Here is a 14,245-nt window from a genome sequence, read left to right on the forward strand (position 1 = left end):
AATGAAACTAGACATCAAACGAGCCTATAATTTCAATGCCGGCCCATCTGCTCTTCCTCTTTCTGTACTGGAAAAAGCCCAGCAGGAGCTGATCGATTTCCGTGGCACAGGAATGTCAATCATGGAATTAAGCCACCGCAGTGCTGCCTATGAAGAGGTACATAATCAGGCGATCGCGCACCTAAAGGATTTAATGAGTATTCCTGATAATTATGAAGTACTCTTTTTGCAAGGTGGAGCAAGCCTTCAATTTTCGATGATTCCGATGAACTTTTTGGGAGAAGGAAAAAAAGCGGGTTATGTGATGACTGGATCTTGGTCAGAAAAGGCTTTTGCCGAAGCCAAGCTATTTGGTGAAGTTTCTCAGGCGGCGTCATCAAAAGAAGGCAAATACCGCCGCATACCTAGACTAGCGGAAATACAATTTCAAGGTGACGAGGCCTATTTACATTTGACCTCAAATAATACAATTTACGGAACGCAATGGAAGGAATTCCCTGCTACTGGCAATGTTCCGTTAATTGCGGACATGTCCAGCGATATTTTATCCAAGCCTGTTGATGTCAGCAAGTTCTCCATGATTTATGCGGGTGCCCAGAAAAACCTTGGACCTTCCGGTGTTACGGTGGTAATTGTTCGCAAGGAGTTTCTTGAGAAGGCTAATTCTAATATCCCTACCATGTTAAAGTACAGCACTCATGCAAAAAACAATTCCTTATATAACACTCCGCCAACCTTCGGCATCTATATGCTCGGTGAGGTTCTTGGCTGGGTACAGGAAATTGGCGGCCTTGAGGAAGTTGTCAGACGGAATGAGGAAAAGGCGAAGGTTATCTACGACGCTATTGATAATAGCAATGGTTTCTACATCGGTCACGCTGAAAACGACAGCCGCTCCCTAATGAATATTACCTTTAACTTAAAATCTGAAGAGCTGGAAAAAGCATTTTTAGTGCAAGCCAAGCAAGAAGGCTTTATCGGTGTAAACGGCCACCGCTCCATCGGAGGCTGCCGCGCATCCACCTACAACGCCGTTCCATACGAATCCTGCAAAGCATTCAGCGAATTTATGGAACAGTTCCAAAAGCAAAACGGATAAAACATGGGGACGGTTCTAATGCCTCAAATTTTTGAGGCAAAAGAACCGTCCCCACGTTTCATTTCACAGCTTTCAATATGGTCATTGACCATTCCTACTGCTTGCATGAAGGCGTAGCAGATGGTGGAGCCGACGAATTTAAAGCCGCGCTTTTTTAGATCCTTGCTCAATTTATCGCTTATCTCAGTGGTAGCAGGCACGTCTTTCATTTCTTTGAAATGATTGACCATCGGCTTACCATCAACGAAAGACCAAATATAAGAACTAAAGGATCCAAATTCCTCAACTACCTTCAAAAAAGCTTTGGCATTCCCAATTACCGCATTTATTTTTAAACGGTTTCGAACAATACCTTCATTATGTAATAATTCTTCAATCTTTTGATCATCATATAGAACAATTTTTTTCGCCTCAAAATTGTCAAACGCCCTCCGATAATTCTCCCGCTTTTTTAAAATCGTATACCAACTAAGGCCAGCTTGTGCACCTTCCAAATTCAAATATTCAAACAACAAACGGTCGTCATGAACCGGGACTCCCCACTCGTGGTCATGATAATCAATATATAATGGGTCTTGATTAACCCAGCCGCAGCGATTCATAAATCAAAACTCCCTTAATGGAATTAAATCAGTAAAGCAAAATCTTGTTTCACCAGTGTATACATCTTTTGAAAACTTTTTCTCGCCAACTTGAAACCGGATTGGCTTATTAAAAATTGGGCCATCATATACAAACGAATGATACTCCCCATTTTCACCGCAAGGGTCCACTCCTTCAGGCAGTGCTTCCATAAACCCGTCATTAATTTCTCTACCGGAAAAATCCTCAGACAGTTTGTTCATATCTACACAGGTTATAATTGTTTTATACCCTAGTGACAAAAAGCGGTGAATTAAATCTGTAGTATTCTGACCCCAAAGCGGAAAAACCGCTGTAAAACCTAAGGGTTTTAACTGTTCTTCACGGTACTTGCGGATATCCTCAAGAAATAGGTCGCCAAATACAATATGGTCAATCCCACTCGCCTTCAATTCAGCTAATTCCCGATTCATTATTTCCCCGTATACTTCATTGGAGCATTGCTCTGGAATAAAAATTTTTCTTAATGGAATGCCAATAGATTCCGCCTGTACGTCCAACAGTTCCTCCCTTACTCCATGTATGCTTGTCCGATTAAAGCCTTCAGTCACTGTTGTAAACAAAAATTCAACCTCATATTCTTCCCCATGAAGGAGTTCGTGCAATGCCAGTGTAGAATCTTTTCCACTGAATGATAACGCAGCTCTTTTTTTTGCCACGAAAAAATCACCTCTTCCCCTTCTACCATTATAATTTGCCGGGGCTAGAAAAGCGAAAAAGAGCACTTAGCCCAAACGTGTCCCCTCTAATGTTTTGGAAGCATAAAATATTACAAAAAGGAGTGGAGTGAGGTATGGGTTTATACATTAATAAACGTGAACATCCCAATGTTTTTGAAAATAAACAAACGCTCAATGCCCCTAATCAGTCATATTCAAGACAGGATTTCCTGACTGAATTAATCAAGGAACAGGAAATAGCGAATGCCGCCTTAAGAAAAACATTAAGGGAACTGCAAATTCGTACTCTTAAGCAGGAAGAATCCCAAACTAGCCATTGGAATGATATCGGCAGTCAATTGAATGACTTGCAAAAAAGCAGCCAATCGCATCAAGAAATGATGAGAATGCAGGAAAAATTCCAAGAGGAAATAGCGGACAAATTAAATCGACAAACCGTTTTTCAAAAAGAAGTAACAGAGAAATTGAACAGCCAAGAGGAGTTTCAAAATCAAATCTCTGCCAAAATGAACAAGCAAGAGGAGTTTCAAGAAGACGTCCTTAAACGATTGGATTATCAAGAAGCATTAACAGAGAAAATTTCACGGCAGTTGAACTTTATTCGGTCCATCCTATTTGAACGGACCAATTATTTGGCCTCCAAAATCGAGGATGGCTACAAACTTACCTCCTCCTATGTCTATAAACTGATGACAGGTTCTGATAAGCCGCTGACCTTCTTCCTGATGAATCAAAATAATGATGAGCGTCCAAAGCTGACAGATAAACCATAAATGATGACAACAAAAAACGTTCATGCCTTAAAGAGCATGAACGTTCTCCTATCTTAAACTTAAACACCCTTTGTGAAAGCGTCTGTTAATACCGGCACGATTTGTTTCTTACGGGAAACGACTCCTCTTAACGTCGCAGTATTGTCATCAAGGGTCACATTATAAGCCTTTTCCACTGCAGCAGCTTTATTTCCAAGCGCTAACCCTACTGAATCATTGTTTAGAATATCAGTCACTACCAATAAGAATAAGTCCAGATTCTTCTCATCGATTTTCTTAGAAATAGCTGCTTCTAATTCTTCTTTGCGGGCGAGAACTTCCGCAGTATCTACAGCATTGACTTGGGCAATTTCTACTTTGCTTCCGCCCATGTCAAATTCTTTTGCATCCAGTGTTAATAAATCAGCTACAGACTTGTCGCTTAAATCCGCACCAGCCTTCAGCATTTCTAAACCGTACGCTTGCGCATCTACTCCGGCAAGATCTGCTAATTCACGAGCTGCAGCAACATCTTCAGCCGTGCAGGTTGGCGATTTGAATAATAAGGAATCAGAAATGATGGCTGAAAGCATAAGTCCCGCGATTTCTTTCTTAATTTCCTTGCCATTTTCTTTGTACATTTTATTTAAAATTGTGGCCGTACAGCCGACTGGCTCACAGCGATAATATAACGGATCGCTTGTTTCAAAATTTGCAATGCGGTGATGGTCAATTACCTCAAGCACTTTAACATCGGTGATGTCGTTCGCACTTTGTTGGCGTTCATTGTGGTCTACCAAAATAACAGAGTTAACTTCAGAAGCAACAGTTTCAACAAGACGTGGTGCCTCTATCTTAAAGGTATCAAGGGCATATTGTGTTTCGCCATTGATTTGGCCAAGGCGGACTGCTTCAACATCATGTCCAAGTTGTTTTTTCAAGTCTGCGTACGCAAGCGCAGAACAAATCGTATCTGTGTCTGGATTTTTATGTCCAAAAATAAGTACTTTTTCCATGTTCCTACTCCTAACCGTATTAAATTATGTAAGGACAAGCCAAATAAGGTATCCCTACCGGAAATTATATATTAATACGGTAGAGTATTCAAAAATTTTTTATAAAAATTTCACCATCTGCACTTGTTCCGTCATCTTATTAAATCCATGGCTCATTAGGTATGCGATGATTGGACTTGAGATGGAGGCATTGACCGTCATAAAGTTTACGGTTTTTTCAGCTCCCCCGCAAATGCTGGCAAAAATAATTTTCAATAAATCACTGTTTACTTCAGAAAACAACTCCAGTTGATAGATAACGACTTTTTCTACCTTTCCATGTTCATTCCATATTCTTTTAAACAAGCAATAGCCCAAAGGGTCATTTCCTGTTCCATAAAAAATTTGTGCTTCACCGTTTCTGACACTTTGCCATTGGCATTGCCAAGGTACATTTTCTTTATAAAAAGAAAGTGTTGCCAATTGTTCGGGACGGATGGATTTTACCCAGATAGATGCAGCTAAAACTGACTCGAATTCCTCAGACCCATTTAAATGAACAAGGGAATCAACAATCTCATATCCATATCGTTGATATAAACGAATGGCCCGTTCGTTTTCCTTTATCGCTTCGAGAGTGGCAACCTCCACCCCCTCTTCCGCGTAAATCCTTAAAGTCTCCTCCATTAAAAGCTTGGAAACTCCTTTTCCACGATATTCCGAGGCTACTCCGGTACCTCCATTCCAAGCGGTCTTTTTTCCATCAATTAGGCGCACTCCGTTTAAGACAATTGCTACAGGCTTATCACCATCGAAAGCAACAATCGATAGATTCATTGAAAGCCCCTCATTAACCAACCTAGCAAAAAACAGCTCCGCAGACATTTCCAATTTTACAAAATAGCCTTCAAAACCGCGATTCCAGGCCGTGATAATGTCCGTTATTTGACATTCAGATAATTTTTTAAAAAGAATACTCATGAGTCGGCCCCCTTAAATAGCGTTGAAGAAAATTAAAATAAAATAGACTAAATAGTTTATTTTAATTAAACCAAAACCTTCCAGTTTTTACAATCCATAAGAAAAATAATCCCATTATGGACGAGAAAAAATCCATAATGGGATGATTTCAACTAACATTATTTAACCGTCAAAGGAAAACCCTCTGTCCAATTGTCGCTATTAGTTCCGGCGGCATTGGGAAGTTTAATGCGGCAGGATCCTTCATGACTGCCGGGATTACCATTTGTAGTGCCTCTCCACTAATATTGTATTCACTAAAATCAGCCGGCAAGCCAACTTTATGCTCCAGTAAACGAATTTTTTCGATTACTTTTGCCGACTTTATAGTACTCCTATCTCGCTTTCCGTCACTTTATAAATCTCTTCGATTTTCTTTCCCTTCGCCCTCGCTAAAACTTCCATGCGAACAGCAAGCTGCTTCATGGTGAAATTCATGACATCATCAGGGTTACCGCCAAACGAACTTACCTCTTTTCCGTCTATCCCTTCTTGATTAAGTTTGATCGCCAGCGGGGCCAATTCCCCCATCCTTGCGGCAATAAATTCATAGAGATGAGGATGTTCGCAAATTAACCGCTGCAGCAGGAAGGTCCCATATCCGATATGCCGGGATTCATCCCGTTTCAAATTGCCGATTCCCTCCATAAGCCCCGGCATGATTCCCGCTGTTTCCAGAGATTGATAGAAGGAGAAATATCCGGTTTCTGCCAGTACCCCTTCCACAAACATGTTGTAAACAACCGATGCCTCAGCAATGGCTTCCGGCGATTGATCGGTAACTAGACGTTCCATTGCAGTTGGCAGGATTTCATGGAAAATATGCTGATAGGTTTCTGAATGAAAATGTGACAAGTCGCCAGTCTCCCCAATCGCATTTAACACCCTGCGGAAAAATTCTGTGTGCTTTGCTTCCTCGTATAAAAATGTTGTTAAAAACATTTCCTCCTCGAGACGCCCTTCTTTGGCAATAGCCATGATGAGCGGCAGCAAATCCAATGTTACAGCCTCTTCTCCTGCCTGGAACATAGAAATGAGCCGTAGGATGTCTTCCCTTTGCGTATTATTCATTGCTTGCCAATCTTTTTGATCTTGGCTGAAATCAATATCTGCTGGATTCCAGGTTCCTACCCTCTTCGCCTTCTGATAAAGTCGGTAAGGAAAGGAATCCTCCATCAAACCGCGGCTGCTTGTTGTCAAAATCGTTCTTTTTTCCATAAAACATTCTCCTCTCATCATTTCCTTTTTGTGAAAATCAGCTGTTAACGAACCACAATATCTGCAGCTGTTTTGCGAAGATGCGTTTTCAAAATCTTTCCAACACCGTTTCTTGGCAGTGAATCTAGGAACACAATCCGCCGTGGTGTTTTGTTTTTTGCTAAATGGTCTTGGCAAAAACGGATCAATTCTTCCTCTGTTAGCTCTGAACCAGCTTTTTTGACTACACAGGCAACCATCTCTTCCCCCATCCGTTCATCCGGTATGCCGACAACAGCCGCTTCAGCAACCTGCTCATGACCATTTATAATTTCTTCAACATCGCGAGGATAAAGATTAAAGCCTCCTCGGATAATCAAATCTTTCTTTCTATCAACTATATAGAGGTAGCCATCATCATCCTGCCGGGCCATATCTCCCGTGCATAGCCACCCATCTTTTAACACTTTCCGAGATTCTTCTTCATTTTGATAGTAACCAGGGGTCACATTATCCCCGCGGACAATCAGCTCACCTACTTCGCCGCAAGGAACTTCCACACCATTTTCGTCGACTATTTTCACTTCAACACCAGGAATCGGAATGCCTACAGAACCTGGCTTAATTTCGATACCTTTGCGATGGGCTGTTACAACCGGTGCTGCCTCTGACAGACCGTATCCTTCAAAAACCTTCGCGCCAAACTTTTTCTCAAATGCGTACAGCAAGGCTACTGGAAGCGGCGCAGACCCTGAACCTATCGATTCTAGACTGGAAGTATCGTAATGATCTGCCTCTGGGTAGGACACAAGCGCATAAATCATTGCCGGAACTCCGGAAAACGATTTCACTTTATGCTTTTCAATAGCATTAAGTACTTCCTTTACATCAAAGTTAGGAAAAACAACAATGGAACTTCCGGTTAAGTACAACACATTTGAAACTGTCAACCCATATACATGTGCAAGCGGGAGGACACCCAGGGTGGTTCCACGCTCAGTTTCATTATGTTTTGCCGAGTTTTCGGCATTCGAATATAAATTTTTATGTGTTAATATAACCCCTTTTGGATTTCCGGTTGTTCCGGATGTATAAAGGATGACTGCGGTGTCCTCAGGCTGGACATCATCATAATAAAGATTGTCATCTTGAACCATCACATCATAAATATTTTTAGCTTTTTCATTTGTTGGCTGATCTGCAACAATCAATTCGGGTTTTACAGGCAGCCCTTCTAAGGATTTTTCTACATTTGGAAGAACATAAGAGGAAGTAATGACTGCTTTTGCCCCGGAATTTAGGACAATATAATGTAGCTCTTTCGGATGAAGCGTAAACATGACTGGAACGATGATGGCCCCCGTACGGGTAATTCCTTGGTAGGCAATAAGGACTTCCGGACAATTTGGCATACAGACCATAACGCGGTCGCCTTTTTCGACACCTAGCTTTTTCAAGCCGTTTGCCAATTCGTCGGCATATTCCTTCGTTTGCACATTCGTAAAGGTCTTTTCTTTGAAGTATAAAAACGGATATTCACCAAATTGGTCAATATTCGTTTCAAGAAGATCTTTTAACTTCACAAAATTCTCTCCTTTAACTCTTGCATCTATTAAACTATTTAGAATTACTAGCCTTTTGAAACCGCTATCATTTTAAAAATCTCTTTTTTAATATAAGGAAAAGACTCCCCCTTTCATACTAATTAGTTGGTATTTCACTAACAATTACTATAAACAAAATATTCTAAAAATACAATAATTACCGTTTGACATTTTTCTCGTTTTTTCTATGCTCTAGAAAAAACAGTGACAATGTATTGCCACTGTTTTTTTATTGCGTTATTTAAAATTTGGCTTTCTCTTTTCCAGGACAGCATGGACCCCTTCTTGGTAATCCTCGAGCTCGGTAACGATCCCCATTGCTGAAGAAATCATATCCAGGGATGTACGTAAATCAATGTTTAATCCCTGGTACACGGCTCTTTTTGTAAAACGCATAACTGTTTGCGGGCCATTCGCTAATTTTTGAACATAGTCTTCCACAAACTCCTCTAGTTTGTCATCTTCCACGACATACGTTACGAGCCCCATGTCTTTTGCCTCTTTTGCAGTTAGGACTTTTCTCGTCCAGAGTAAATCCAAAGCTTGGTCTGTCCCGACAAACCTTGGTAAAAACCATGCAGCACCATCTCCTGGTACAATTCCAACATTTAAGTAGCTTTCCGAAATTTTGGTGTTTTCGGCAGCAATGCGAATATCACAGGCCAAGGTCATATCAAAGCCTGCCCCAAAGGCAACACCATGTAGAACCGCAATCACAGGTTTATCAATTTCTTTCACCAGAAGAGGAATTCTTTGTACTCTTTTCCATAAAGAATTTTTTCTGGCTAAAGCGGTCGAGGAAAAATCTTCATTCCCATCGCTTTGAAGAAATCCTTCTCCTCTCCCCATCGATTTGATATCCCCGCCTGAGCAAAAGCCACGTCCATTTCCGGATATTACAAGTACCCGAATGTCATCGGAATCACGGACGGTCTCTAATGCTTTAATCCAAAGGTCAATCATTTCCGCACTAAAGGCATTTAAACTATCCGGCCGGTTTAAAATAATTTTGGCGACCCCATTTTCCACATTAAAAATTAGATCAGTCATTGGATTCCCACCTTTTTTGCATGTTTTACAACGCCAGTTATCACGGACCATAATTCGTTTTTCTCTAATTTTAATAGTTCTTCCGTAATAACCTGTTCCCAATCGGATTCTGTCCCAAATTCCTCGCGCCATGACCAAAGTCTCCTTGTGCTGTGATGAAGGGTATGTTCATATGTAAACCCAATCGCCGCCAATACTTGATGTGCAATCGTATTAACTTTTCCCGCCGCTTCATTTATTCGGATTTTTGCATAGGCTAACTCTTTTGAAAAAGGATTCGTGCCGAAAGCATCAACAGCATATTTGGCGGCAATTCCAGCACCAGCAGTTTCGCCGGCAAGTGCTGCCAGATGATGCTGAATTGCTTGGAAACGGTGAATAGGCCGTCCAAATTGGGAGCGCTCATTTGTATGGTTAATGGTTACATCAAGAACTCTTTCGATAGCCCCAGCCATAAGCACGCTTCTTGTTAATGCCCCTGCATAATACAGCTTCTTTGTTAGTGCGCTGTAGTCGACAGATACGGTTTGACATTCCTCAATGTAGACCTGATCAAATATCACTTCGTCTCGTGCTTCCCCAGCCATGTTTTTGCCAGGTTTAATCTCCGCTTTTTCAAGCGGTAAAACAAGAAGGACGGTTCCGTCGATCGACTCTCCTGCTACCAGCAGTTTTTCCGCATTCCTCGCCCATGGAACATATTTAGCTTTACCGTTTATAATCCAGCCTTGACCGCTTTTTTGCAACTGGAAAGGTTCCGTACTATTTTGTCCTGGGATCGTGACAATCCCCTCAACAACAGATTCTCCCAAATCGCTTAATAACCAATTGGCTATAAACGTTTCGGCAAGTGGAATGGGTGCAGAATATTTGCCCGCCATTTGCAAAATACTCAAGGCATCATCCAGGTCACCGCCGCTCCCCCCTAATTCCTCCGGCACTCCTACTCCAAGCATGCCGTAGGCCTCCAGGTTCTCCCATAATTCAGCTGCCCATTGACCTTTCTCCGCGTCATTAACCACTTCTTTGGTTGAATATTTTTCAAAAATCTTTACTGCTGACTCCAAGATCATGTCTTTCATTTCACTCATTGGTTAATAACCCCCTTTGCCACAATTCCCCTTAGAATTTCCGTTGTCCCTCCGCGAAGTGTAAATCCTGGTGATTGCAGAATTGATTGCGCCAGGAACCTTTCTAATCTGTTTTCGGAATCGGTTAACGGAATGACAGAAACTAGTAATCTTGTAATCTCCGGAATCTCCTGCTCAAATTGGGTTCCCATGTCTTTTACTAGAGAAGCAATAATATTAGAAGGCACACCTTCTTCCAACAAGCGGGCAATGCCAAGCGACATATTTCGAAGTGTCCACAGTCTAGAGATGAGTCTGCTAACTTCGTTTAATCCCTTTGCGTCACATTTTTCTATTAACACATTCGTTAGTTCATTTAGAAGAGGAAATGTGCTCAGAATACGCTCCGGACCACTTCTCTCATAGGCCAATTCCGCCATGCCCTGCGCCCAGCCATTTCCAAGTGTCCCAACAACCATTCCATCGGGAACAAACACATCTTCAAAAAAGACTTCATTAAAATGATGTTCCCCTGTCATCAGATGAATTGGGCGAATGGTTACTCCCGGCGCATTTAAATCGACAATCAATTGGCTCATCCCGGCATGACGGTTGTTAGGGTCCATTGGAGTTGTCCGGCATAAGACGATCGAGTAATGGGCATGATGGGCACCGCTTGTCCAAATTTTGCTGCCATTTAAAATCCAGCCTTTATCAACCTTAACGGCCCGTGCCTGAAGCGCAGCCAAATCGGATCCTGCATTAGGCTCGCTAAGGCCAATTGCAAAATAACATTCTCCCTTTGCGATTCTTGGCAGGAAAAATTGTTTCTGTTCTTCTGTCCCATACTTTAGTAAAAGCGGACCGGTTTGTCGGTCGGCAATCCAATGCCCTGAAACCGGGGCGCCTGCTGCCAGCATTTCTTCAGTAACTACATATCTCTCAACTGATGAACGTTCCCCGCCGCCATATTTTTTCGGCCAAGTCATGCCGATCCATCCGCGTGCTCCCATTTTTCGTGAAAAATCCTCCGAGAATCCGCTAAGCCAGCAATCACATTTTGTTTCGATTAAACCGTTTTCAATTTCTTCTTTTAAAAACTGCCTAATTTCTCTTCTTAACTCTTCCGTTTCTTTCGGAAGCTTTACCACAGGAATTTCCAGCGTTTTCATTTAGTTTCACCCTCTTTTCTGCAATTAACGCTTATGTAACTCTATTACTACCAAATAAATTATATAATAATTTTGACTTTATGGTCAATTTTAAATTATCTGAAAAATTATTCTCTACTCATTATTCTAAGGAAATAAAAAAGACAAAAGCCCTATTTTCGAAGCCTTTGTCCTTTAAACATTTAAATAAAATTATCCAAAATTATTTTTTCTTAATCATAATGGTTTTTGTGTTGGTATATTCTTTTAATCCTTCGATTGAATTTTCAACACCGATTCCTGATTGTTTATGGCCTCCAAAAGGAACGTTCGGTAAAAGAATATGTGCCTCATTGATCCAGACCGTCCCCGTTTCCAATCTTTCGGCAATGGAACGTGCCAGGTTAAGATCTTTCCCCCATACAGAACCAGCTAATCCATAATCCGTATTATTTGCCTTCGTAATGACCTCGTCATAATTGCTATATTTAATAACAGGCAACACCGGTCCGAAGGCTTCTTCTGTTACCACCCTCGCATCTTCAGGCGGGTTATCAACAATCGTAATAGGTATAAAGTAACCTGTTTTGTCCTCAACGGTTCCTCCGCAAACAATATTCGTGCCTGTGCTTTTTGCATCTTCTATCAAAGCTTTAACCTTTTCATATTGCATCTTATTTTGGACTGGACCAATTAAGGTGTCAGGGTTCATCCCATCGCCGATTGGAATATTTTTCGTATACTGTTTAAATTCATCTAAAAACTCATCGTATATCTTTTCATGCACATACAACCGTTTTGTGGCCACACAAATTTGTGCTGTATTGGAAAAAGCAGCCCAAAATAATTTTGGAACAACTTCCTTCGGGTCAGCATCTTCCAGGACAATTGCCGCATCATTTCCGCCTAACTCAAGTGTTACGCGTTTTAAATTTACGGCTGCACTTTGCAGAACCTTTTTCCCGGTAGCTGTCGAACCGGTAAAACTTATTTTATTTATATCAGGGTGCTCTGTCATCCATTGCCCAAGTTCATTTTCACCTGTTACAACATTAAACACACCTGCCGGAAAAATATCCCTTGCAATTTCACCTATCCGTAAAGTAGTTAATGGAGTATAAGGCGAAGGCTTCACAACGATCGTGTTACCAGCAAGTAATGCCGGGGCAATTTTCCACATCGCCAAGAGGACAGGGAAATTCCATGGAACAATTAATCCTGCCACACCAAGCGGCGTGTAATATCTCTCAATGGTATGGCTCTCATTATCCTCAATAATTTCACGCGGCAGTCGATACCTAGCGATTACTTTACACCAATGGCAGGCTGAATCAATTTCCATGTAGGAACTAAATCCCCCGTTTATCGGTCTCCCCATTTCTGCTGTAAAAAGGTTGGCAAGCTCCTCTCGCTGCTGGATAATCGCATCAGAAAATGCTTCTAATTTGGATGCTCGTTCCTCAATAGAAACCGCTGACCATGCAGTAAAAGCTGCTCTTGCAGCCTTTACTGCATTATTTAAGTCTTGTTGGCTGGCTTTTGGTACCTGCGCGATTACCGTTTCATTTGCTGGATTTAGTACTGGAACTGTCTGTTCAGTTGTAACAGCTTTTCCATTAATGGTCATACTAAATTCCCTTGTTAAGGTATTCATTTCTCATCCTCCCAGATTTAGATAAGCCCTTTCTAATCTATTCATTGTCCGCCATTACTACTACTATTTTTTGGATTAGCCTGACTTATCCCTTTTCAAATAAAGGGTTTAATCAATCCCTCATTCTGCATGCTTTTTCAATTCCAATTTGGTTACAGTTTCTTTATGCACCTCATCCGGGCCATCCGCAATTCTTACGATTCTTGCTCGTGCATACATTCTGGCAAGAGGAAAAACATTACTTACGCCGCCGGCACCATGAACCTGTATCGCTCGGTCAATGACTTTGCAAGCCATCTCTGGGGCAGCTACCTTAATCATCGCTATTTCAGCTCTCGCTACTTTATTCCCAACTGTATCCATCATGTAGGCAGCATTAAGGGTTAATAATCTTGCTTGATCGATATCGATTCGTGATTGAGCAATCCAGTCCCTGATGACTCCTTGTTCAATAACAGGCTTTCCAAATGTTACTCGTTCTTTCGCTCGCTTAATCATTAATTCCAAGGCTCTTTCAGCTGCTCCGATTAAGCGCATACAATGATGGATTCTGCCAGGACCCAATCTTGCCTGTGCTATCGCAAATCCTTTCCCTTCACCCCATAAAATATTTGAAACTGGGACACGAACATTTTCAAATATAACTTCAGAATGGCCATGAGGGGCTTCATCATACCCAAAAACCTGCAAATTACGGACAATTTTCACACCAGGGGTATCCTTTGGTACAAGAATCATAGATTGTTGTTCAAACTTTGGGGCATCAGGATCCGTTTTCCCCATTACAATCAAGATTTTACATTTTGAAGATTCGATACCCGATTGCCACCATTTTCGGCCATTAATGACATAAAAATCTCCTTCACGTTTTATACTTGTTTGAATATTCGTCGCATCTGAAGAAGCAACATCCGGCTCTGTCATACTAAATGTAGACCGAATTTTCCCTTCTAATAATGGATTTAACCAGCGTTCTTTTTGTTCCTCTGTACCAAAGCGATCCAATATTTCCATATTCCCTGTATCAGGTGCAGAACAATTGAATACTTCTGGTGCCATTCCCGATCTACCCATTATTTCACACAACGGGGCATACTCAAGATTAGTAAGACCTGCGCCATTTTCACTTTCTGGTAAAAATAAATTCCACAATCCCGCGTCTTTGGCTCTCTCTTTTAATTCTTCCATAATAGGTGGTTCATCCCAGTGATTTTCCTTTAATTGTTCCTCATAAACTGCTTCGTTGGGATAGATATGTTCTTCCATAAACTGAATAAGTTCTTGCTCTAGCTTTTCTACTTTATCGAATTTTTTAAAAATCATCTGCTTGC

The 14,245-nt window shown here is 41.4% G+C and carries 13 protein-coding genes; 2 read left to right on the forward strand and 11 right to left on the reverse strand.

Translation table 11 applies throughout. The features are described from left to right. Nucleotide 1 precedes the first annotated feature (1 nt). On the forward strand, nt 2–1,099 hold the full coding sequence (gene serC, locus KHA99_RS02685; RefSeq protein WP_213115882.1) for a 3-phosphoserine/phosphohydroxythreonine transaminase: 1,098 nt from the start codon (nt 2–4) through the stop codon (nt 1,097–1,099). Between the two features lie 23 nt (nt 1,100–1,122). Here serC and KHA99_RS02690 read toward each other — a convergent pair whose 3' ends face one another. Both KHA99_RS02690 and KHA99_RS02695 read right to left on the reverse strand, forming a co-directional pair. Then, nucleotides 1,123–1,701 (reverse strand): DNA-3-methyladenine glycosylase I, encoded by a 579-nt coding sequence (locus KHA99_RS02690; protein ID WP_213115883.1) that lies wholly within the window; start codon nt 1,699–1,701, stop codon nt 1,123–1,125. Nucleotides 1,702–1,704: 3 nt separating this feature from the next. Then, entirely contained in the window at nt 1,705–2,400 is a 696-nt protein-coding gene (locus KHA99_RS02695; protein ID WP_213115884.1) for a Dph6-related ATP pyrophosphatase, read from the reverse strand. Between the two features lie 134 nt (nt 2,401–2,534). On the opposite strand from KHA99_RS02695, the gene KHA99_RS02700 reads away from it, so the two are divergent. Continuing rightward, entirely contained in the window at nt 2,535–3,194 is a 660-nt protein-coding gene (locus tag KHA99_RS02700; RefSeq protein WP_213115885.1) for a hypothetical protein, read from the forward strand. A gap of 59 nt (nt 3,195–3,253) precedes the next feature. Here the strand turns inward: KHA99_RS02700 and KHA99_RS02705 are convergent, their stop codons facing one another. From KHA99_RS02705 to KHA99_RS02745, 9 genes are all read right to left on the reverse strand, one after another. Beyond that, nucleotides 3,254–4,189 (reverse strand): manganese-dependent inorganic pyrophosphatase, encoded by a 936-nt coding sequence (locus KHA99_RS02705; RefSeq protein WP_213115886.1) that lies wholly within the window; start codon nt 4,187–4,189, stop codon nt 3,254–3,256. Nucleotides 4,190–4,288: 99 nt separating this feature from the next. Continuing rightward, on the reverse strand, nt 4,289–5,149 hold the full coding sequence (locus tag KHA99_RS02710) for a GNAT family N-acetyltransferase (RefSeq protein ID WP_249366402.1): 861 nt from the start codon (nt 5,147–5,149) through the stop codon (nt 4,289–4,291). 363 nt (nt 5,150–5,512) lie between these two features. Next, on the reverse strand, nt 5,513–6,406 hold the full coding sequence (locus KHA99_RS02715; RefSeq protein WP_213115887.1) for a R2-like ligand-binding oxidase: 894 nt from the start codon (nt 6,404–6,406) through the stop codon (nt 5,513–5,515). A 44-nt stretch (nt 6,407–6,450) separates the two neighbouring features. Then, nucleotides 6,451–7,968, reverse strand: coding sequence for a class I adenylate-forming enzyme family protein (locus tag KHA99_RS02720; protein ID WP_213115888.1), 1,518 nt, complete (start codon nt 7,966–7,968; stop codon nt 6,451–6,453). A gap of 258 nt (nt 7,969–8,226) precedes the next feature. Continuing rightward, nucleotides 8,227–9,039 carry an enoyl-CoA hydratase/isomerase family protein gene (locus KHA99_RS02725; protein WP_213115889.1) on the reverse strand — a complete coding sequence of 271 codons (813 nt, stop codon included), beginning with the start codon at nt 9,037–9,039 and terminating at the stop codon, nt 8,227–8,229. Continuing rightward, on the reverse strand, nt 9,036–10,130 hold the full coding sequence (locus tag KHA99_RS02730; protein WP_213115890.1) for an acyl-CoA dehydrogenase family protein: 1,095 nt from the start codon (nt 10,128–10,130) through the stop codon (nt 9,036–9,038). Before KHA99_RS02730 ends, KHA99_RS02725 begins: the two co-directional genes overlap by 4 nt. Then, nucleotides 10,127–11,281 carry an acyl-CoA dehydrogenase family protein gene (locus KHA99_RS02735; protein ID WP_213115891.1) on the reverse strand — a complete coding sequence of 385 codons (1,155 nt, stop codon included), beginning with the start codon at nt 11,279–11,281 and terminating at the stop codon, nt 10,127–10,129. Before KHA99_RS02735 ends, KHA99_RS02730 begins: the two co-directional genes overlap by 4 nt. 202 nt (nt 11,282–11,483) lie before the next feature. Then, nucleotides 11,484–12,914: an aldehyde dehydrogenase family protein gene (locus KHA99_RS02740; RefSeq protein WP_213115892.1), complete on the reverse strand. Its 1,431-nt coding sequence runs from the start codon at nt 12,912–12,914 to the stop codon at nt 11,484–11,486. 120 nt (nt 12,915–13,034) lie between these two features. Beyond that, on the reverse strand, nt 13,035–14,237 hold the full coding sequence (locus tag KHA99_RS02745) for an acyl-CoA dehydrogenase family protein (protein WP_213115893.1): 1,203 nt from the start codon (nt 14,235–14,237) through the stop codon (nt 13,035–13,037). Nucleotides 14,238–14,245 lie beyond the last annotated feature (8 nt).

The sequence above is a fragment of the Neobacillus rhizophilus genome, assembly GCF_018343535.1.
GTDB lineage: Bacteria > Bacillota > Bacilli > Bacillales > Cytobacillaceae > Neobacillus > Neobacillus rhizophilus.

Coding starts and splice junctions, on each gene's coding strand:
- KHA99_RS02745 (WP_213115893.1), bottom strand. CDS start 14,237: ATGATTTTTAAAAAATTCGATAAAGTAGAAAAGCTAGAGCAAGAACTT.
- KHA99_RS02700 (WP_213115885.1), top strand. CDS start 2,535: ATGGGTTTATACATTAATAAACGTGAACATCCCAATGTTTTTGAAAAT.
- KHA99_RS02705 (WP_213115886.1), bottom strand. CDS start 4,189: ATGGAAAAAGTACTTATTTTTGGACATAAAAATCCAGACACAGATACG.
- serC (WP_213115882.1), top strand. CDS start 2: ATGAAACTAGACATCAAACGAGCCTATAATTTCAATGCCGGCCCATCT.
- KHA99_RS02690 (WP_213115883.1), bottom strand. CDS start 1,701: ATGAATCGCTGCGGCTGGGTTAATCAAGACCCATTATATATTGATTAT.
- KHA99_RS02735 (WP_213115891.1), bottom strand. CDS start 11,281: ATGAAAACGCTGGAAATTCCTGTGGTAAAGCTTCCGAAAGAAACGGAA.
- KHA99_RS02725 (WP_213115889.1), bottom strand. CDS start 9,039: ATGACTGATCTAATTTTTAATGTGGAAAATGGGGTCGCCAAAATTATT.
- KHA99_RS02710 (WP_249366402.1), bottom strand. CDS start 5,149: ATGAGTATTCTTTTTAAAAAATTATCTGAATGTCAAATAACGGACATT.
- KHA99_RS02740 (WP_213115892.1), bottom strand. CDS start 12,914: ATGAATACCTTAACAAGGGAATTTAGTATGACCATTAATGGAAAAGCT.
- KHA99_RS02730 (WP_213115890.1), bottom strand. CDS start 10,130: ATGAGTGAAATGAAAGACATGATCTTGGAGTCAGCAGTAAAGATTTTT.
- KHA99_RS02715 (WP_213115887.1), bottom strand. CDS start 6,406: ATGGAAAAAAGAACGATTTTGACAACAAGCAGCCGCGGTTTGATGGAG.